This is a genomic window from Mycobacterium sp. NGS40, from assembly GCF_059812735.1.
Genome location: NZ_JCALDG010000003.1, coordinates 315,042 through 334,311, shown reverse-complemented (window position 1 = coordinate 334,311; position 19,270 = coordinate 315,042). Strand labels below are relative to the sequence as shown.

Sequence of the window (19,270 nt, the reverse complement as noted above, 5' to 3'; positions counted from 1 at the left end):
ATGCGATTGACAGTTAATCGATAGAGTGGTCATCACGCACCGGGCCGGACTGGAAACATTGTCGATCGATCACAACAATCTCGAGAAGGGTCACGACATGTCATCACTTCGACTCCCGACAGTGGCTGTTGCCGCCGTGAACGCGGCGCCCGTCTTCCTCGACCTGCGAGCCAGCATCGACAAAGTCGAGGACCTGGTGGCAACCGCCGCCCGCGACGGAGCGCAGTTGGTCGTGTTCGGCGAGGCGTTTCTCGCCGGATTCCCGATCTGGAATGCCGTTCTGCCGCCGATCGATCAACACGGATGGCACGAACGCCTCGTCGCCGAGTCGATCGTCGTGCCCAGTCCCGAGACGGAGCGCCTCGGCCGCATCGCCCGCGCGAACAAGGTGACATTGTCGGTCGGAGTAAACGAACGCAATCCCGACAGCCTGGGCCAACTCTGGAATTCGAACCTGGTGTTCGACCCGAACGGGCGGCTGGTGAATCACCGTCGCAAGCTCGTGGCCACCTGGTACGAACGCCTCACCTGGTCACACGGAGACGCTCACGACCTGCGCCCGGTCGAGCTCGACGGGTGGTACCTGGGCGCTCTCATTTGTGGCGAAAACACCAACACGCTAGCGAGATTCACCCTGCTCGCCCAGGGGGAACGGCTGCATATCGCGACCTACCCGCCGGCCTGGCCGTTCGACGGCCGGTCCGAGGACTTCGACTACGACCTCTGCGAGTTCATCCGGCTGCGCAGCGCCGCCCACGCGTTCGAGGGCAAGGTATTCGTCGTCGTCGCGGCGACGACACTGGACGACACCGCCGTGAGGGCGGTCGCCGGCGGCGACACCCGCATCGAAAAGGCTTTGACGGCAACACCTCCCGCCGCGATGGCGATCGGCCCCGACGGCCGGATCGTGGCCGGTCCGATGACCCAGGCGGAGGGAATCCTGCACGCCGAGGTCGACCTGCGCAAGGAGGTCGTCGCCAAGCAAGCCCATGACATCGTCGGCACCTACAACCGTGCGGACATCTTCAGCCTGTCGGTCGACATGACGCGCCCGGCGATCCTGCGCCCGAATCACCAGGCAAGCCAACCGAATCAGACTGACTCGGCCACCGAGGCCCGCGTCGTCGTCACGAACAATCTCGGCGCGGCCCCGGCCGGCTAGTTGGTGATCCAGTCGCTGGAGCCGTCGTTCTTCTTGTACGACCCACCGCTGGAGTTCTTCACGATGATCGGATCCCCGGGACCGAAGTTGTCGAAGAACCACCTGGCGTTGCTGGGACTGATGTTGATGCAGCCGTGGCTGACGTCGCGCTTGCCCTGATCGTCCACCGACCACGGCGCGCTGTGCACGAAGTCGCCGACGTTGTCGAACCGGACGGCCAGCTCGACGGTCACCTTGTAGCCGTAGGTCGAGTTGACGGGAACCCCGTAGGTCGAGGAATCCATCACCACCGAGGGCATCTTCTCTTGCACGTAGTAGGTGCCGTTGGGGGTTTGGTGGTTACCGGCCGTCATGCCCATCGACATCGGGATCGTCTTCTCCAGCGTGCCGTTGCGGGTCACCGTGAGTTGGTGCGTCGCGTCGTCGGCCGTGGCGATCAGCTGGTCGCCGGTCCGGAAGCTGGACTTGGTGCCGCCGGCGTCGATGTTGACCGCGGTGTTGGCGGGCCAGAAGTTGATCGGGCGCCAGCGCAGCTGGGTCGGAGTCATCCAGTAGAACTTGCCCGGGACCGGGGGGATCGACGAGACGTGCACGGCGGCCTGGGCGGCGCCGGCGTCGTCGACCCGTCCCGGGAAGTTGATGATGATCGGCTGCGCGACACCCACCATCGATCCGGTCTTCGGGACGAACGTGGGCGTCCCGAACGGCGCGGTGCCGGTGAACGGCGTCGGGTCCTGACCGTCGGCGGCACCGGCCGCGGCCGCCACGACGCCGGGCGGCGCCCACAGCGGCGGTGGCGGCGCGTCTCCGGGCGGCGGAGGTGGCAATCCTGGCAACGGCGGCAGTTCGAACGGCGGCGGCGGCGCGGGGGGCGCGGCGACCACGTTCGGGTCGGCGGGAACCGGGTCCGGGTCGGCGAGTGCGGGGCCGGCGCCGAGCACCAGCACGGCGGCGACGCCGACTGCGTTCAGAGCCGCGAAGAGGCTTGCCCTCGTCCAGCCCGACATATGCGTACCTCCAGTCAGTTACTGGTCCCCAGTGTGGCATAGCGCCGCCACCAGCTACCTAATCCGGGCCGTCCACGGCACCGTTTCGGCCGCATTTAGGCCCGGTGAACTGCCTAGCTAGGAATCGCGTGAGCTTGCCGGAGCAACGTCGAGCATCCGTCGATTGACGGCAATTCCGACCAGCGCGATTCCCATCAAACCCGCCGATGCGGTGAGCATCGTGGCCACGCTGTGCTCGTACAACAGGCCACCGGATAGTGAGCCGGCCATGATGCCCACCTGGAACGCCGTCACGTACAGCCCGGACGCGCCGTCGGGGTCGTCGGCGCCGTTGCGCATCGCGGCGGATTGCATCATCGGGGACACCGCGGTGGCCATCGCGCCCCACAGCACGATCGCGGCGGTCCCGATCAGCGCGCTCGCCACGGTGGTGGTGCGATCGCCGAACGCCAGCGCGGTCAGCACCACGAACGCGACGGTCAACCCGGCCATGCACAGGATGATGGCGCCCCGGGGCCGCCGGTCCAGCGGCCGTGCCACCAGGGGCACCGACAGCAGGCCCGCCAAGCCATACGCGGCCAGCAGCCAGGCCTGGTTCGGTCCGCGCACGCCGACGACGTCGCGGATGACCACCGAGATGTAGGTGTAGGACACGAAATGGCCGGTCACCGCGACCATCGCGAGCAGGCTGACCGTGATCAACCACGGGTTGCGGTGGTGACGCGACCGCGGGCCGACGCAGGCCAGCTGGTCCTCGGTGAGCACCATCTGCGGCAGCATCGCCCGGGCGGCGATCGTCACGACGACGGCCGCTACCAGCACACACACCACCGCCAGCCGCCAGCCCCACATCAGGCTCAACGCCGCCGTGAGCGGGCTACCGACCACCAGAGCCAGGCTGGTCCCGACATAGATGGAGGTCGTCGCGCGGCCGGCATGGCTGGCCGGCACCAGCCGGGTGGCGATCGGGGCGATCACCGCCCACAGCAGGCCGTGCGTGAACGCGCACAGCACGCGTCCGGCCGCCAGCACCCCGAAGGTGGGTGCCAGCGCCGAGATGGCCTGCGAGGCGGTCAGGCAGGTCAGACTGAGCAGCAGCGCGCGCCGGCGCGGCCAGTGCGCGGTCCAGCGCACCAGCGGAACCGTCGTCAGCGCCGCGACCAGCGCATACCAGGTCAGCAGGGTGCCGACGTAGACGACGCTGACATGCAGGTCGCGGGAGATCGCCGACAGCGCGCCCACCGGCAGGATCTCGGCCGTGACATAGATGAAGGCCGCCGCTGCCAGCACCGCCAGCTGCACGGCGATCCGTGGCGTCCACGTTCGCGCGGTGGCGGCGGCTGTTCCGGTTTCGGCAGTCATGGCGTGGGATACGGTATCGGCCGGGCTCCCCAGTTCCTGGGTTGTCGTGCCTAATGCGATCACACTGCCTTACCGTACGCACCTCAACAACGGGTTCGGCCAACTTAGGACCGCAACACCGGTCTCAACTACGTCACCGATCAGGAACGAACGAGACGCGCAATGGCCGCGGATGCCTCGGCGAGCTTCTCGTCGGCGTCGCTGCCGCCCTCGGCGACGGCGCGGGTCACACAGTGTCCGAGGTGCTCGTCCAGCAGGTTCAGCGCCACCGACCGCATCGCGCTGTTCACGGCGCTGATCTGGGTCAGCACGTCGATGCAGTACTTGTCGTCCTCGATCATCTTGGCGATGCCGCGCACCTGGCCCTCGATGCGCCGCAGCCGCTTGGCGTAATTGTCCTTCTGCTGCGAGTATCCGTGTGGAGTCGTCATCTCAGCCTCTCTGCGGCGTGTCAAACCTCCACGATACCCTATACCCCAGCGGGGTATTGCCCGTGAAATTGGCTTGTCCTGGCCGCGCATACTTGATCAATGGCCCTGCACACCGAGGCGGCAACAGCCGACATCAAGCCCCGTAGTCGTGACGTCACCGACGGTCTGGAGAAGACCGCCGCCCGGGGCATGCTGCGTGCCGTAGGCATGGGCGACGAAGACTTCGCCAAGCCGCAGATCGGTGTCGCCTCGTCCTGGAACGAGATCACGCCGTGCAACCTCTCGCTGGACCGGCTGGCCAAGGCGGTCAAGGAGGGGGTGTTCGCCGCCGGCGGCTACCCGCTGGAATTCGGCACCATCTCGGTCTCCGACGGCATCTCGATGGGCCACGAAGGCATGCACTTCTCCCTGGTGTCCCGCGAGGTGATCGCCGACAGCGTCGAGACCGTGATGCAGGCCGAACGACTCGACGGCTCGGTGCTGCTGGCCGGCTGCGACAAGTCGCTGCCCGGCATGCTGATGGCCGCCGCGCGCCTGGACCTGGCGTCGGTGTTCCTCTACGCGGGCTCGATCCTGCCGGGCGTGGCCAAACTCTCCGACGGCAGCGAGCGCGAGGTGACGATCATCGATGCGTTCGAGGCCGTCGGCGCCTGCTCGCGTGGGTTGATGTCGCGCGAGGACGTCGACGCCATCGAGCGCGCGATCTGTCCCGGCGAGGGCGCGTGCGGTGGGATGTACACCGCGAACACGATGGCCAGCGCCGCCGAGGCACTGGGCATGTCACTGCCCGGCAGTGCCGCTCCCCCGGCCACCGACCGCCGCCGCGACGGGTTCGCCCGGCGCAGCGGACAGGCCGTCATCGAACTGCTGCGCCGCGGCATCACCGCCCGCGACATCCTCACCAAGGAAGCCTTCGAGAACGCGATCGCGGTGGTGATGGCGTTCGGTGGTTCGACCAACGCGGTGCTGCACCTGCTGGCGATCGCCCACGAGGCCGAGGTCGCGCTGACGCTCGATGACTTCAGCCGGATCGGGTCCAAGGTGCCGCACCTGGCCGACGTCAAGCCGTTCGGCCGGCACGTGATGTCGCACGTCGACCACATCGGCGGCGTCCCGGTGATGATGAAGGCACTGCTGGACGCGGGGCTGCTGCACGGCGACTGCCTCACGGTGACCGGCCACACCCTGGCCGAGAACCTGGCCGCCATCGAGCCGCCCGATCCGGACGGCAAGGTGCTGCGCGCGCTGAGCGATCCGATCCACCCGACGGGTGGGATCACGATCCTGCGTGGGAGCCTGGCCCCGGAGGGGGCGGTGGTCAAGTCCGCCGGTTTCGACTCCGACGTGTTCGAAGGCACCGCAAGGGTTTTCGATGGCGAGCGGGCCGCCCTGGACGCGCTCGAAGACGGCACCATCACCAAGGGTGACGCGGTGGTGATCCGCTACGAGGGCCCCAAGGGCGGGCCCGGGATGCGCGAAATGCTGGCCATCACCGGGGCGATCAAGGGTGCCGGGCTGGGTAAAGACGTGCTGCTGCTCACCGACGGCCGGTTCTCCGGCGGAACCACCGGCCTGTGCGTGGGACACATCGCACCGGAGGCAGTGGACGCCGGACCGATCGCATTCCTGCGCGACGGCGACCGGATCCGGCTCGACGTGGCCGGCGGCACCCTGGACGTGCTGGGCGACGCGACCGAATTCGCTTCTCGCCAAAGTGGTTTCACCCCTCCTGCGCCGCGTTACAAGACCGGCGTGCTGGCCAAGTACGTCAAGCTGGTCAGCTCGGCCGCGATCGGCGCGGTCTGCGGCTAACCGCCGCGAGCGGGGTTCAGAGTTCTTTGACCAACGCGATGGCGAAGCCGTCCCAGTGCTTGGCTCCGACCGTCTGAATCACCGCGGTGTCCAGTTGCGCGTGCTCACCCATCAGCTGCAGCGTCTCCCGGGTGGCGGCCACTTTCTCATCATCGGAATCCGGTGACAGGATTTCGCCTTCCCGAATTACGTTGTCCACCACGATGAGTGCACCGACGCGGGTCAGCTTGATCGCCCACTCCAGATACTTGGGATAGTTCTCCTTGTCCGCATCGATGAACACGAAGTCGAAGGGGTCGCCGTTCAGTGTCCGCAGGGTTTCCAGCGCCGGGCCGACAACCACCTGGACCCGATCGACGACGTTGGCCCGCTTCAGATTGGCGCATGCGACGTCGGCGTGCTTGGACTCGAATTCCAGCGTCACCACCTGTCCGTCCGGGCCCACCGCACGCGCCAGCCAAGTGGTGCTGAAGCCACCGAGGGTGCCGATTTCGAGAATGCGCCGCGCCTGGATGGCACCGGCCAGCAGCGACAGGAACTTGCCCTGCTGCCACGACACCGCGATCTGCGGCAGACCGGCGGCGTTGCTGGCCTCCAGCGCCGCGGACAAGGCCGGATCGTCACCGATCACGGTGCTGTCCAAGAAGGCGTCGACGTCTTGCGGGGTGGGTTCGTCGGTCATGCGATCCACGCTAGCCGCACGCGGCGCCGGCCGCCGTCTCGCACCTGGTCGCGCATCCAATCGATAACGGACCCAACGCCGAGGCTTTACCAGATACCCGTATGGGGTATACATTGAGCGTGGCGGCCCGATCGTCGGGCAACCACGGAAGGTATCCACTGGATTGCGGTGAACCAACCGGGATCCCGTAACAGACAAGGGTGATTCACATGGCGCACTACGACGAGGGGACCCAGCTGACGTGCGGTCACGAGGGATGCGGATGTCGCGTCCGCATCGAGGTCGCATGCCACTGCTCGGGCGCGGACGAGGACTACCGCTGCTCCTGCGGCGAAGCATTGGTGCCCGTCAAGTAAATCCAGCCGGCCGGTCGTCGCGTTCGACGTGCCAATCAGCGCCCGAACGCACGACCGGCCAGCTCGACCTCGGCCGTCAGCCGAACCGCGGCCGCCGAGGCGCCGACCGCCACCTGGTACTGGCCCGGCTCGATCCGCCAGCTGCCGCGTTCGTAGCGGGCGAGCAAGCGCGGATCCGCGGAGATCGTCACCCGGCACGTCGCACCCGGGTCCAACTCGACCCGCTCGAATCCCAGCAACCGCAGGCGTTGGTGAGTCAGATACAACTGTGGAATATCGGCCCCGCTCCGCTGGCCGGTGTTGACGACGCTGAAGCTCGCCGTGACCGTGTCACCACCGGTGACCACTAAGTCGTGGTATTCAAAACTGGTGTAGGACAAGCCATGACCGAACGCGAATAACGGCGTGTGACCCTGACCGGCGAACCACCGGTAACCGACCTCGGCTCCTTCGAAGTAGTCGATCGCGGTCGGCGTGCCGAACGCGGCGCCGAGGTCGGGCAGCTCCGGGCGCGGCGTCTGGTCCAGTCCGTCCGGAAACGTGATCGGCAGGCGCCCCGATGGATTCACTTGTCCGGCAACGATCTCCGCGATCGCCTGGCCGCCGGCCTGGCCCGGATACCACGCCTGCAGGATCGCGCTCGCCGAATCTCGCCACGGCATCGCCACCGGGTTACCGGTCTCCAGCACCACCACCGTGTTCGGGTTGGCGGCCGCGACCGCGGCGATGACCTCATCCTGACCCCACGGCAGCGACAAGTCGGCACCGTCGAAACCCTCGCCCTCGACCCGGATCCCGAACACGATCGCTACGTCGGCCCGCCGCGCGGCCAGCACCGCTTCGGCCGGACTGAGGCCGGGATCGAACTCGAGCCGCGCGTGGGGCAATTGCTTCCTGAGTTCCTCGACCGGGCTGGACGGCAACAGGTAGAGATTTCGGGTGCCTCCGGTCAGACCCGCTCCCCCGATCGGGACCACCTGCGCGTAGCCGCCGGGAGGAACGACGGTACTCGAGCCGCAGCCCGTCGGAACTCCCAGCTGCGCGTGGCCGCCGATCACGGCGATGTGGGCATCGGGTGCCAGCGGCAGCACTCCGCGGTTCTGCAGCAGCACGGTGCCCCGGCGGGCGATCTGCAGCGCAATCTCGTTGTGGGCGGCCATATCCGGCTCGGGAGCGTCCCGGTCGATTCCGACCGCGAACATCGAACGCAGAATCCGCCGAACCATGTCGGACAGGCGGTCTTTGGGCAGTTTTCCGTCGGCGTAGGCGGACCGCAGCGGTTCGGTGAATGCCTCCGCACCCCAGAACACGGTGTCGATCTGGGCACCGCATTCCTGGTCCAGGCCGGACAGCGCGCACTCCCAGCCGGGTGTGGCGCCCCAGTCGGACATGACCCAACCCCGATATCCCCAAGCGTCTTTCAGGATGTCGTTGAGCAGCAGCCCGTTCGCCGAGGCATAGTCACCGTTGACCTTGTTGTAGGCGGTCATCACGGCACCGGGCGCAGACCGCTCGATCGCGATCTCGAATGCCAGCAGGTCGGACTCGCGATGCGCGTCGGGGTCGATAACCGCGTCCAGCCAATGCCGGTTGGTCTCGTTGCAGTTCAGCGAGTAGTGCTTGACGGTCGAGATGACGCCCTGCTGCTGGATTCCGTTGACGGATGCGGCGGCGATCGTGGCCGTCAAAAGTGGGTCTTCCGAGACGTATTCGAAGTTGCGGCCGTTGCGAGGGTCGCGCGCCAGGTTCATCGCGCCCGCCAGTTGCACGTTGAATCCGCGGCTGCGCGCCTCGCGTCCGATCACGGCGCCGGCGGCGTGCGCGAGCGCCGGATCGAAACCGGCGGCCAGCGCCAGGCCGGCCGGCAGCGCGGTCGCGGTGTCACCCGGGCGGTAGCCGGGATTGGTGACGCCGAGCCCGGCATCACTCATCCGCAGCGCCGGGATACCAAGCCGGGGAATCCCCGGCACGTAGCCCGCACTCATCGGGGTGCCGGGCGGGATGCGGTCGTCCGGCAGTGGCCACAGTTCCGACGTTCCCATCACCGCGACCAGCAACGTGAAGCGTTCGTCGTCGGTCATCCGGCTCTCGACGTCGCGGGCCCGGGCGTCCGGATCGGCTAATTCGCCCATTTCACCCCTTCTTTGGCGTACACCACCCGCAACACATGCCCGAGCTCCGGTCCCATCACCGACTGCGCCAGCGTGCAGAGCGTGTCGACGAACTCCGGACCGTGTGCCGGCTGCACCTGGCACAGGTGATGTGCGACTTCGTGCAGCACCACCAGCTCGCGCAGCGCCCAGTCGGCGGTGTGACGGTCGGGAACCGCGATAATGCCTGTGTCCTCGTAGTTTTCGTAATGAGCCGCGGTCGCGGCCCGGCGCGGGCGCACTCTCAGCGGCGCCACCTCGGGCCACCGTTCGCGTACCGCCGGCAGCGCAAGCACCTGGTCAACATAGCGCTGTACGGACGCCACCGAGCCGAATCGCGCTTCCGGCGGCAGCGTCAACTGGGTGCCGAAGAATTCCACGGCCGACGATCGGTGCTCGGCGGCACGGTCGAACAACGTGCGGACGAATTCCTCGGCGGCATACACCTTGGCGCGCTGGGTATCCCGCTTCGGCGCCTCCCCGGCGGTCACGTGCCCAGCGCGCTCCGCGCTCCGGGCAGTTCGGTGCTGTTGCCGAGCCGCGCCCGCTTGCCGGCCCGATCACCCGCGCGCCGCGCCGCCGACGAGTATCCCGCTGTCGCCCGGCTGACCTGGTAGGTGCCGCGCGCCTTGGACGCCTTGCGGTAGTGATCGTGCAGCTCGATATCTTTGTCCCGCAATGCGATAGCGGTTCCTGGCCGGCGGCTGCTGTCCTTGGTGGCCTCGCGCCGGGCCTCTTCGCGCGCCTCGCTCAGCCGGTGGCCGATGCGTGCCCCGAAGGCCAGCTGGAAGTTCAGCCGGGCGGTGATCGTCGGGGTGGGCCGGTGCGCGCCCGAGGCAAGGTAGGCGTCCGAGGCGCGCACCATCTGGACGACCAGGCTGGCGTAGAGGGCGTGGCTGGCGTCGATGTCCTCGGCAAACCCGTAGGCGTAGACGAACGTCGAATTCGACGCCACATCGCAGCGCACGTCGTTGGCCGATGCGATCAGCACGAATAGCTGCACGTAGGTCCGCAGCCCCTTGGTGCCGGCCGCCCCGATCGTGATGGTCCGCTGCGTCGGCGCCTGGGCCGCCGAGCGGTTGGACGAATGCGAACGGGCGACCGCCAAGTCGATGGACGCCGCCGTCGCCAACCGTTGCGCGGCCGTCATGAAGGCATCGGCCTCGTGCGCGTTGTCGGTGCCCTCGGCCTGACGCAGCAGCGCGGCGATGCGCGCCAACATTTTGTCGTCAGTCATAGCGCCGCTCCTCTTCATCGCTCCGCTCTGCATCGTCGCCGGCGCGGGTCATAGCGCCGCTCCTCTTCATCGCTCCGCTCTGCATCGTCGCCGGCGCGGGTCATAGCGCCAAACTACGGGAGCATCCCGACAATTCGCTCAACGCTCACAGGCGCTCGGTGATCCAGGCGACGACGTCGTCGAGCACCTGATCCTGCTCCGGTTCGTTGAAGACCTCGTGGTAGAGCCCCGGGTAGACCTTCAGCGTGACGTCGGTGGATCCCACGCATGCGACCAGTCGACGACTTCCGGCGACGGGCACCAGCCGGTCGCATTCGCCGTGCACCACCAGCAGCGGAGCGGTCAGGGCCGGCGCGCGCTGCGGCATGGTCTCGCTGACTTCCAGCATCGCCCGGCCGACACCGAACGGGATCTTTCCGTGGTAGACGAGCGGGTCGGCCTTGTAGGCGGCCACCACGGCGGGGTCACGGGAGATGGCGTCGACGTCGAGGTCCTGCACCGGCACGCCGGGCAGCACCGAGCCCAGGACTTTGGCGGCGAACGCCACCAGCCCGGGCACCGCGTCCTGCGCGGCCACCACCGGCCCGGACAGCACCATCAGGTCGTAGTTGTCCGGGCGCTCGACACCGTAGGCGAAGACGATGCCGCCGCCCATGCTGTGCCCGAGCACGATAATTTTGAGGCCGGGGTGTTCGCGGGTGGCGATACCGACCAGGGTGTCGAAATCGGCGGTGTACTCCGACACGTCGCGCACCAGCATGCGTTTGCCGCCGGAGCGGCCGTGCCCGCGGTGGTCCAGCGCGTAGGTGACCAGGCCGGCCTGCTCGAAGCGCTGGGCGACATGGTCGTAGCGGCGCGCATATTCGCCGAGACCGTGCGACAGCACCACCACGGCCCGCGGCGGGGTATCCGGCGTCCAGACGTCGTACACAATGCGGACGCCGCCGAGGCCGTCGAAGTTCCGTTCAGTGCGGGTCACGGGTCGTCCTAGTCATTAGGGGCAGCGTAATGGCTCCTGCGGCTCTGTTGTCCGAGGCGCTGCGTAGGCTCAGTCGGGTGAGCGTGCTCGCGGAGAATTCCGGCGACGCAGAAATCCCCGCAACGGGCGGGGGCCACGGCGATTTCTCGGCTCATGCGGAGCCGTATCGCCGCGAGCTGCTGGCGCACTGCTACCGGATGACCGGCTCCCTGCACGACGCGGAAGACCTGGTGCAGGAGACGCTGTTGCGGGCGTGGAAGGCCTACGACCGGTTCGAAGGCAAGTCCTCGATTCGCACCTGGCTGCACCGCATCGCCACCAACACCTGCCTGACCGCGCTGGAGGGCCGCACGCGCCGGCCGCTGCCCACCGGGCTCGGCGGGCCCAGCTCGGATCCGACGGCCGAGCTGGTGGAACGCCGTGAGGTGCCGTGGCTGGAACCATTGCCCGACACGACGGAGGATCCGGCCGACCCGTCGGTGATCGTGGGTTCGCGCGAATCGGTGCGGTTGGCGTTTGTCGCTGCGCTGCAGCACCTCTCACCGCGGCAGCGGGCGGTGCTGCTGCTGCGCGACGTGCTGCAGTGGAAGGCCGCCGAGGTGGCCGACGCGATCGGTACCACCACGACCGCAGTCAACAGCCTGCTGCAGCGGGCCCGGACCCAGCTGGAAACCGTCGGGCCCAGCTCGAATGACCGCCTGGCGCCGCCGGATTCGTCCGAAGCGCAGGACCTGCTGGCCCGCTACATCGCGGCGTTCGAGTCCTACGACATCGACCGGCTGGTCGCGCTGTTCACCGCCGAAGCGGTCTGGGAGATGCCGCCGTACACCGGTTGGTACCAAGGTCCGCGGGCCATCATCACCCTGATTCATCAACAGTGCCCCGCCGAACTCCCCGGCGACATGCGGATGATCCCGCTGATCGCCAACGGGCAGCCCGCCGCGGCGATGTACATGCGGGCCGGCACGCAGCACGTGCCGTTCCAGCTGCACGTGCTCGATGTCCGCACCGACGGGGTGTCGCATGTGGTTGCATTTCTGGACGACACTTTGTTCACGAAGTTCGGGCTGCCCCGCTCCCTGTGACGGGGCGGACCCCGATCGAGAAGGGTTGCGCCCATGACGGAATCCCCCAGCATCACGCCGGTGTCCGGCAAGCCGCTCTTGTTGTTGGGCGGCTTCGATATCGGCGACCTCGGCTATGTCGCCGAAGAGTTCTTCGTCTCGGGCACGGCCACGTCGTACGCGCCGGCCTCGGAGTTGCAACCCGACGGCCGGTGGACCGTAACACCTTCCGGCACCGCCGATTACACGACGCGGGTCGTCGCGCTCACGCCGTCTGATCCGGCGCGGTTCAACGGGACCGTGCTGGTCGAGTGGCTCAACGTCAGTGGCGGCATCGACGCGCCGGCGGTGTGGATGATGGCGCACCGCGAAATCATCCGGTCGGGTTACGGCTACGTCGCGGTCTCGGCGCAGAAGGTCGGGGTGGACGGCGGTGCCAGCTTGCTCGGTTTCGACATGTCGCTCAAGAGCCAGGACCCGACGCGGTATGCGGCACTGAGTCACCCGGGCGATGCGTTCAGCTTCGACATCTTCTCGCAGACCGGTGAGCTGGCACGCAGTGCTGACATCCTGCGCGGCCTGCGGCCCGAACACCTTGTCGCCCTGGGTGAATCGCAATCGGCGATGTTCCTGACCAGCTACGTCAACGCGGTCGATCCGCTGGCCGGAGCGTACGACGGCTTCTTGGTGCATTCACGATTCGCTTCCGCCGCACCGCTGGACGGCGGCTCGGTGCTCGACGAATTTCAGGTGAACGTGCCCGAAGCCGTCAACTTCCGCGCCGACCTGCGCGTGCCACTGCTGACGATCATCACCGAAACCGACCTGTTCGGTGCCGTGCGGCATGGCTACTACTTCGCCCGGCAACCCGACAACGAGCGGCTGCGGGTCTGGGAGATCGCCGGTGCCGCACACGCCGACAACTACACGATCCAGGTGGCACCGATCGACACCGGCTCGGCGCCACTGCAGGACATCGTGGCCGCCTATGCACCCACCAACATGCTGATGGGCCAGCAACTCGACCATTACATCAATTTCGCGCCGCAGCATCACTATGTCGTGCAGGCCGCGATCGCGGCGCTGACCACTTGGGTCCAGACCGGTCAGACAGCGCCCGCTGCCCCTCCCATCGAGATGACCGAAGCCGAGCTGCCCCAACCGATTCTGGATGGCAACGGCCTCGCAAGGGGCGGCCTGCGGACGCCGTGGGTAGACGTGCCGCTGGCCCGGACGTCGGGAGACGGCGCCTGGGACAACGCGCCGGAGAACGTGATGTCGGCGATCTTCGGTTCCGGCGAGCCCTTCGACGAGGCCACCGTGCGACGGCTCTACCCGGGCGGGGCCGCGCAGTACCTGGGCAGTTTCATGGCGGCGCTGGATTCAGCCATCCAGTCCGGCTTCATCCTGCCCGCAGACCGTGCCGAGATCCTCGAGCTGGCCAGCGCCATCTACCCCGGCGACGATTCCTGAAGTCCGCGTTCATCTTTCGACGGCCAGCACGTCGCGCACCGCGGCGTCGACGGTGCTCAGCACCTCGGGGTCGATACCCGAGCGGCCACGCACCAGGATCGAGGCGACATTGGGTGCCGGCAGGCCCTCGGCCGGGCACACGCCGTCGGGAAGCTTGTCGATCTTTGGCAACAGAGCCAACCCGAGACCCGAGCGCACCGCTGCGTAAAGACCGGCCAGATCACCACATTCGGCGACGACCTCGTAGTCGACACGATGCTTCTCGAGCAGCGCGAAGGCCGGCTCGCGCAGGGTGCACGGTTCGGCATAGATCACCAGCGGCAGTGGCCCTGCCTGCTGGAAGTTGAATGTCCGTGCTGAAACCCATTGCAGTTGAACGATTCCCGAAGCATTGGCACGATCCAGCCCGGATCCGTCGAGCATGATCGCCAAGTCCACCAGCCCGCGGTCGATCGCGTCCGCCAGGGAAACGTTGCGGTCCAGCCGGAATCGCGGACGCCGGTCGGGCAGGCGTTCGCCCAGCACGCGGGTCAGGGCGGGCAGCATCACGTCCGCACCGTGCTCGGTGGCGCCGACCGTGAGCACCTTCTGTTCGGTCGCGCCGAGATCGTCGAGCGCTGCGTCGTGCGCCGCCAGAATCGTGCGTGCATGCCGCAGCACCCGCTGCCCCATCTCGGTGAACAAGACGCCTCGCCCGGAGCGCTCCACCACCGGCTCGCCGACCACACTCTCGACTTTTCGCAAGTGCTGACTGACCGCGGACTGACTCAGGTGCAACGCGGCGGCCGCGCGGTGAAATCCGCCACAGTCGGCCACCGCCACGAGGCTGCGCAGCGGCGCGATATCGAGTACCTGTGCCATGCCGTCACCCTAGTTCGATCAGCATAAATGATCAATAATCCAGGGTTGGGACGGTAAATACCCGTTCACGTGCGGATGACCGATAAGTAATCGAAATCGGTCCTGATCGCCAATAATCGTTGGACTTAATAGGTGGCCGTTCGCGAGCATGGTGGAATGCACCTGCCACGCATGCCTTTGAGTACCGCTTCGGCGGTGACGCTGACCTATGCGATCGGGTATCCCATCGGTGCGCTCGCAGTGGCCGAAATGACCCCGATGGCCGTGCTGGTGCTGCGCTTCGGCTTCGCCGCCGTCATCCTCGCGGCGTGGGCCCTGCTGGCCCGCGCGTCGTGGCCACGCGGCGCGCAGTTCGGTCACGTCATCGTCGCGGGCCTGCTGATCCAGGCCGTGCAGTTCTGCTGCCTGTACGAGGCCTTGCTGCTCGGGGCGTCCGCGGTGCTCTGCGCGGTGGTGATCGCGATGAATCCGGTAATGACGGCCATCCTGGCGACGCTGTTCCTGTGCGAGCCGCTTGGCCGGCTGCGGATCGTCGCCCTGGTTCTCGGCGTCGCCGCCGTACTGGCCGCCTGTGCGCGGCGACTGATGGGCATGCACGGCGTCGACCCGGTCATGTTGCTGCTTTTGCTTGGGCTGCTTGGCCTTTCGGCCGGTGGGGTGTATCAGCAGCGGTTCTGCAAGGGCGTCGACTTCCGCACGATGAGTGCGGTGCAAAACTGCGTGGCGTTCATTCCCGCGGCGGCGCTGGCGATGCTGACACCGTTCGCCGTGCACGATGCGGGCAAAGCCGCGGCCGCGATCGCGGCCATGGTGCTGTTCAATGCGACGCTCGCGGTCAGCATTTACCTGCGCGCCATCAGCATTCACGGCGCGGCGGCGGTGGCGATGCTGTTCGCGATCATCCCCGCGGCTGCCGCGGTGCTGAGCTGGCTGATGCTGGGTCAGCGCCCGGACGTCGGAGTCGCGATCGGGCTGCTCGCCGGTGGCTTGGCGTGCTGGCTGAACAGCCGGGCCGCCGGCCGGCACCGCGCCCAGACACCGAGCCCCGAGCCGGAATTCGCGCCCGCGGCACGCAACATGGTGAGTTGCACAGCGGCCGAGTAGTGACGGCGATCGCCGTTGGCGGCGGATCAGGCTGTGCCGCTCAACAGACAATGACGGCACCTCACGCGCCCGGTTCGACGGCGAAACTTGTCGTACCCCGCTGCGATGATGTCGTTATGTCGTTGACCGCTTTGTCGAGCGTCGTTGAATCGCGCCCGCCCGACCGTCTGGGGGTGTTGTTCGAGGAGTTGGCGGAGTTGGCCGGTCAGCGCAATGCCATTGATGGGCGCATCGTGGAGATCGCCGCTGAGATCGAGCGCGACGAGCTGTGCGGGGCCACCGGTGCGCGCTCAGTGGCGGCGTTGCTGGGCTGGAAGCTGGCCCTGTCCTCGGCGAATGCCCACACGATCACCACGATCGCGGGCCGGCTCGAGGAATTCCCGCGGTGTGCGGCCGGGATGGCCGAGGGTCGGCTGTCGCTGGATCAGGTCGGCGTCATCGCCGCCGGCGCCGGTCAGGGATCTGATGAGCACTATGCGGCGCTGGCCGAGGTCGCCACGGTCCGCCAGCTGCGTACCGCGGTCAAACTCGAACCACGACCCCAGCCCGACCCGCGGCCCGAACCGGCGCCCTCGATCACCCAGACCTCGGACGAGGAGTTCACGTGTTGGCGGATCAAACTCCCCCACCTAGACGCCGCGAAGTTCGACGCCGCGCTGGCCTCACACCGTGACGCGCTTTTCGCCGAATGGAAACGCGACCACGCCGAAAGCGACCCCGAGCACAGGCCCCCGCTGCCGAACACCATCGACGCGTTGATGCGGCTGGTGGAGGCCGGCTGGGATAGTGAAGCCACCCGCCGCCCGCACGGGCAGCACACCACCGTGGTCGTGCACCTCGACGTGCAGCAGCGTGCCGCCGCACTGCATCTGGGTCCGCTGCTGACCGACGCCGAACGGCGCTACCTGACCTGTGATGCCACCTGCGAGGTCTGGTTCGAACGTGACGGCGAGGTTATCGGTGCCGGGCGTGCGACGCGGGTGATCAACCGGCGGCTGCGCCGCGCCCTGGAGCATCGAGACCGCAGCTGCGTGGTGCCCGGGTGTGGGGCCACCCGCGGCCTGCACGCCCACCACCTCCGGCACTGGGAAGACGGCGGCCCCACCGAACTAGCCAAGCTGAAATGTCGCTAAACTACCCTCATGGCGAAGGCGAAGACTCCTGGTCAGCGCGTCGGGGTGCGGTCGGCTGCGATCTACGCCCGCATCTCCGCCGATGCGGAGGGCACCGGGCTGGGGGTCGCCCGGCAGGTGCAGGACTGCCGCAAACTCGCCGCCGACCGGGGCTGGCCGGTCGGTGATGAGTACGTCGACAACGACGTGTCGGCGTATTCGGGTAAGCCGCGCCGCGAGTACGCCCGGATGCTCGATGACCTGAAATCCGGTGCGCGGGACGCGGTGATCGTCTACAACCTTGACCGGTTGCACCGGCGCCCGCTCGAGTTGGAAGACTTCGTCACCCTGTGTGAGTCGGTCGGGGTGCGCGATGTCGCTACCGTGACCGCTGACATCGACCTCGGCAACGATGATGGGTTGTTCATGGCCCGGATTTTCGCCGCGTTCGCTGCCAAAGAATCCGGCCGCAAGTCCGCCCGTATCCGCCGCAAAATGCTGCAGAACGCCGAACAAGGATTACCGCACGGCCCCGCGCGGCCGTTCGGCTACGAGAACGACAAAATCACTGTCCGCCCCGCCGAAGCCAAAGTCATTCGGGAGATGGTCGACCGCTACCTGGCCGGGGCGTCGATCCGGTCGTTGACGATCTGGCTCAACGACACCGGGATCGCCCCGCCTGCGTCCACGTCATGGCAGACCACCACGGTCCGCAACATTTTGGCCTCGGGGCGGATCGCCGGGCTGCGCGAGCATCACGGGGAGGTGATCGGTCCCGCGGCGTGGCCAGCGGTCATCACCCCCGCCGAGCGTGACCGCATCCTGGCCCGGATGGCTGCCCGCTCGGTGACCAAGACGCGCGCCCCACGCACTTACCTGCTGTCTGGGATGCTGCGCTGCGGACGGTGCGGGAACCGCTTGTTTTCCCAAGCCCGCCATAACAATCCGACCAACCGGGTGCGGCGCTACGTGTGTTTGAAGGGCCCCGACCACGGCGGCTGCGGACGACTGACGGTGGTCGCGCGACCAGTCGAGGAACTGTTGACTGACGCGGTGCTGACCCGGTTGGATTCCCCGCAGCTAGCCGACGCCCTGAACGGTAAAGCCAGAGTCGATGCCGACGTGGCTGCGTTGGCCGCGCAACTGGAAGCTGACCAGGCCCGCCTGGATGAGCTCGCTGCACTCTATGCCGAGGGGGCGGTGTCGGCGCGGGAATGGATCGCTGCCCGCGACCCCATCACCGACCGCATCACCCAAGCCCGCCGCGACATCGCCAAAGCCACCGACACCAGTTCCGTGGTGGACTTGGTGGGCACCGGCGAGATGCTACGCGGCCAATGGGACGACCTCGACATCGACCGCCAACAAGCCATCATCAAATCCGTGCTCGACCACGCCGTCATCGCACCCGGCACGCCCGGCTCCCGCAAATTGGACATCAACCGTGTCCAACCCCAGTGGCGCCTGTGACAACGAATCCCACACAACGGCTGTGTCTCTAGCACTGCCAACACACCCTCGACCAGCCGACCACCAACACACGGTCAGGGCGATGACAGACACAGACGCCGCAAATCGACAAGAGTGCACCTCTTCGGATGGGAGTCGGCACTGCCGTCTGAATACCCGGTCGCTTAGTCGCCAGCGCGACATCGTGGACATAAGCCAGATGCGACGATGAGTAAGTGCTCATCATCGGTCGCCCACGAGACCCGGGTATCCGAATCGTGCCGGCCGCAGCCGTCACATAACGTTGCGGTGTCGTATTTCTGAACGGCGTGTAAGTGATCTGTCGAACAGTCGTAACAGACGCGGGCGTGGTCAGGATCCCAGCCCCACACAAACATGGGTCGTGGCCCCATCAGGGCATGCACGCATGCCGCACTGCTTCCATTGCTGGAAATGCGACGGGCATATAACCGATACCCTAGATCGCGCGCTGGCTGCGAACTCCGAGCGTAGATATCGACAGTGAACCGATATTCCGCCCGAGCAGTCTTAAGTTCCCAGTCACGCCGCGGGTGGCCGTCTACCGCATCACAAAGAACGCTGCGGTAGCCCCGAAAGACGACCTCGTTAGGAGTGGGCATAATGCGAATTGAGTTCGGGCGACCCGGTCGCTCGACAAACGTTAAACCTGATACCGGCCCGATATAGAAACCCTGGCGCCGATACCAAGCGATAGCATCACGCCTGCTGGTCTCAACGTTGCCGTACAAGCCGATGTGACCGCGAGGTAGCCGCCGCAGTGTCTCGGCAAGCAATGCTCGTGCGACGCCACTCCCGCGGCGGCGAGGATGCGATGCGAGGACGCGGACCTTCCACCATGGCGCATCGCCAACATCGACAGTCCCCGGAGCGCGTTCCCACAGCACGTCTGCTACGGGTGGTCCGACTGCGATCATGGCGCAGACTCCCTCTCTGTCGCTACCAACCAGCGCCAGTGGTTCATCGGCCCTGCGGCCGCCTCCTAGGAGC

At 67.2% G+C, this 19,270-nt stretch carries 16 protein-coding genes and 2 pseudogenes; 8 read left to right on the top strand and 10 right to left on the bottom strand.

Features of this window, described 5'->3' with window-relative positions:
• The first annotated feature begins 121 nt into the window (after positions 1–121).
• Complete coding sequence (locus tag AC5Y5O_RS07305) at positions 122–1,162, top strand: carbon-nitrogen hydrolase family protein (RefSeq protein WP_243393729.1); 1,041 nt, start codon at positions 122–124, stop codon at positions 1,160–1,162.
• On the opposite strand, the gene AC5Y5O_RS07300 is transcribed toward AC5Y5O_RS07305, so the two are convergent.
• The 3 genes from AC5Y5O_RS07300 to ricR form a co-directional block, all read right to left on the bottom strand.
• Entirely contained in the window at positions 1,159–2,169 is a 1,011-nt protein-coding gene (locus AC5Y5O_RS07300; RefSeq protein WP_096283865.1) for a L,D-transpeptidase, read from the bottom strand. The two genes, AC5Y5O_RS07305 and AC5Y5O_RS07300, sit on opposite strands and share 4 nt — an antisense overlap.
• Positions 2,170–2,286: 117 nt before the next feature.
• Complete coding sequence (locus AC5Y5O_RS07295) at positions 2,287–3,531, bottom strand: MFS transporter (protein WP_096283863.1); 1,245 nt, start codon at positions 3,529–3,531, stop codon at positions 2,287–2,289.
• Positions 3,532–3,671: 140 nt separating this feature from the next.
• Positions 3,672–3,962, bottom strand: coding sequence for a copper-sensing transcriptional repressor RicR (gene ricR / locus AC5Y5O_RS07290; RefSeq protein WP_096283861.1), 291 nt, complete (start codon positions 3,960–3,962; stop codon positions 3,672–3,674).
• 99 nt (positions 3,963–4,061) lie between these two features.
• On the opposite strand from ricR, the gene ilvD reads away from it, so the two are divergent.
• Positions 4,062–5,774 (top strand): dihydroxy-acid dehydratase, encoded by a 1,713-nt coding sequence (gene ilvD / locus AC5Y5O_RS07285; protein ID WP_096283859.1) that lies wholly within the window; start codon positions 4,062–4,064, stop codon positions 5,772–5,774.
• A 16-nt stretch (positions 5,775–5,790) separates the two neighbouring features.
• On the opposite strand, the gene AC5Y5O_RS07280 is transcribed toward ilvD, so the two are convergent.
• A complete protein-coding gene (locus tag AC5Y5O_RS07280) occupies positions 5,791–6,456 on the bottom strand; it encodes an O-methyltransferase (RefSeq protein ID WP_096283857.1) in 666 nt (221 codons plus the stop codon).
• Positions 6,457–6,656: 200 nt separating this feature from the next.
• On the opposite strand from AC5Y5O_RS07280, the gene mymT reads away from it, so the two are divergent.
• Positions 6,657–6,812 (top strand): copper-binding metallothionein MymT, encoded by a 156-nt coding sequence (gene mymT / locus AC5Y5O_RS07275; protein WP_085222450.1) that lies wholly within the window; start codon positions 6,657–6,659, stop codon positions 6,810–6,812.
• 35 nt (positions 6,813–6,847) lie between these two features.
• Here the strand turns inward: mymT and AC5Y5O_RS07270 are convergent, their stop codons facing one another.
• The 4 genes from AC5Y5O_RS07270 to AC5Y5O_RS07255 form a co-directional block, all read right to left on the bottom strand.
• Positions 6,848–8,944 carry a beta-glucosidase gene (locus AC5Y5O_RS07270; RefSeq protein WP_207768434.1) on the bottom strand — a complete coding sequence of 699 codons (2,097 nt, stop codon included), beginning with the start codon at positions 8,942–8,944 and terminating at the stop codon, positions 6,848–6,850.
• Positions 8,932–9,453, bottom strand: a complete 522-nt coding sequence (locus AC5Y5O_RS07265) for a TIGR04338 family metallohydrolase (protein ID WP_096283855.1) — start codon at positions 9,451–9,453, stop codon at positions 8,932–8,934. Before AC5Y5O_RS07265 ends, AC5Y5O_RS07270 begins: the two co-directional genes overlap by 13 nt.
• Complete coding sequence (locus AC5Y5O_RS07260) at positions 9,450–10,199, bottom strand: DUF2786 domain-containing protein (protein ID WP_096283853.1); 750 nt, start codon at positions 10,197–10,199, stop codon at positions 9,450–9,452. Before AC5Y5O_RS07260 ends, AC5Y5O_RS07265 begins: the two co-directional genes overlap by 4 nt.
• 145 nt (positions 10,200–10,344) lie before the next feature.
• On the bottom strand, positions 10,345–11,133 hold the full coding sequence (locus AC5Y5O_RS07255; protein ID WP_500024453.1) for an alpha/beta hydrolase: 789 nt from the start codon (positions 11,131–11,133) through the stop codon (positions 10,345–10,347).
• On the opposite strand from AC5Y5O_RS07255, the pseudogene AC5Y5O_RS07250 reads away from it, so the two are divergent.
• Positions 11,132–12,263: pseudogene (locus AC5Y5O_RS07250) on the top strand (sigma-70 family RNA polymerase sigma factor). The gene AC5Y5O_RS07255 and the pseudogene AC5Y5O_RS07250 sit on opposite strands and share 2 nt — an antisense overlap.
• Before the next feature lie 33 nt (positions 12,264–12,296).
• On the top strand, positions 12,297–13,715 hold the full coding sequence (locus AC5Y5O_RS07245) for an alpha/beta hydrolase domain-containing protein (RefSeq protein ID WP_500024392.1): 1,419 nt from the start codon (positions 12,297–12,299) through the stop codon (positions 13,713–13,715).
• A gap of 9 nt (positions 13,716–13,724) precedes the next feature.
• On the opposite strand, the gene AC5Y5O_RS07240 is transcribed toward AC5Y5O_RS07245, so the two are convergent.
• On the bottom strand, positions 13,725–14,576 hold the full coding sequence (locus AC5Y5O_RS07240) for a LysR family transcriptional regulator (protein ID WP_500024390.1): 852 nt from the start codon (positions 14,574–14,576) through the stop codon (positions 13,725–13,727).
• A 171-nt stretch (positions 14,577–14,747) separates the two neighbouring features.
• On the opposite strand from AC5Y5O_RS07240, the gene AC5Y5O_RS07235 reads away from it, so the two are divergent.
• The 3 genes and pseudogenes from AC5Y5O_RS07235 to AC5Y5O_RS07225 all read left to right on the top strand — a co-directional run bounded on the left by AC5Y5O_RS07235 (position 14,748) and on the right by AC5Y5O_RS07225 (position 18,262).
• Positions 14,748–15,680, top strand: a complete 933-nt coding sequence (locus AC5Y5O_RS07235) for a DMT family transporter (RefSeq protein WP_500024388.1) — start codon at positions 14,748–14,750, stop codon at positions 15,678–15,680.
• Between the two features lie 116 nt (positions 15,681–15,796).
• Positions 15,797–16,801 (top strand): annotated as a pseudogene (locus tag AC5Y5O_RS07230) (HNH endonuclease signature motif containing protein); the annotation flags it as partial.
• A 21-nt stretch (positions 16,802–16,822) separates the two neighbouring features.
• The gene (locus tag AC5Y5O_RS07225) at positions 16,823–18,262 is read left to right on the top strand and encodes a recombinase family protein (protein WP_016343703.1); all 1,440 of its coding nucleotides are present in this window, start codon (positions 16,823–16,825) and stop codon (positions 18,260–18,262) included.
• Positions 18,263–18,426: 164 nt separating this feature from the next.
• Here the strand turns inward: AC5Y5O_RS07225 and AC5Y5O_RS07220 are convergent, their stop codons facing one another.
• Positions 18,427–19,197 (bottom strand): GNAT family N-acetyltransferase, encoded by a 771-nt coding sequence (locus tag AC5Y5O_RS07220; RefSeq protein WP_226057913.1) that lies wholly within the window; start codon positions 19,195–19,197, stop codon positions 18,427–18,429.
• Positions 19,198–19,270 lie beyond the last annotated feature (73 nt).

Bases quoted from the DNA above. Each gene is read 5' to 3' on its own strand.
- AC5Y5O_RS07300 (WP_096283865.1), bottom strand. From the start codon at position 2,169: ATGTCGGGCTGGACGAGGGCAAGCCTCTTCGCGGCTCTGAACGCAGTC.
- AC5Y5O_RS07295 (WP_096283863.1), bottom strand. From the start codon at position 3,531: ATGACTGCCGAAACCGGAACAGCCGCCGCCACCGCGCGAACGTGGACG.
- ricR (WP_096283861.1), bottom strand. From the start codon at position 3,962: ATGACGACTCCACACGGATACTCGCAGCAGAAGGACAATTACGCCAAG.
- ilvD (WP_096283859.1), top strand. From the start codon at position 4,062: ATGGCCCTGCACACCGAGGCGGCAACAGCCGACATCAAGCCCCGTAGT.
- AC5Y5O_RS07280 (WP_096283857.1), bottom strand. From the start codon at position 6,456: ATGACCGACGAACCCACCCCGCAAGACGTCGACGCCTTCTTGGACAGC.
- AC5Y5O_RS07270 (WP_207768434.1), bottom strand. From the start codon at position 8,944: ATGGGCGAATTAGCCGATCCGGACGCCCGGGCCCGCGACGTCGAGAGC.
- AC5Y5O_RS07260 (WP_096283853.1), bottom strand. From the start codon at position 10,199: ATGACTGACGACAAAATGTTGGCGCGCATCGCCGCGCTGCTGCGTCAG.
- AC5Y5O_RS07245 (WP_500024392.1), top strand. From the start codon at position 12,297: ATGACGGAATCCCCCAGCATCACGCCGGTGTCCGGCAAGCCGCTCTTG.
- AC5Y5O_RS07240 (WP_500024390.1), bottom strand. From the start codon at position 14,576: ATGGCACAGGTACTCGATATCGCGCCGCTGCGCAGCCTCGTGGCGGTG.
- AC5Y5O_RS07235 (WP_500024388.1), top strand. From the start codon at position 14,748: ATGCCTTTGAGTACCGCTTCGGCGGTGACGCTGACCTATGCGATCGGG.
- AC5Y5O_RS07225 (WP_016343703.1), top strand. From the start codon at position 16,823: ATGGCGAAGGCGAAGACTCCTGGTCAGCGCGTCGGGGTGCGGTCGGCT.
- AC5Y5O_RS07220 (WP_226057913.1), bottom strand. From the start codon at position 19,197: ATGATCGCAGTCGGACCACCCGTAGCAGACGTGCTGTGGGAACGCGCT.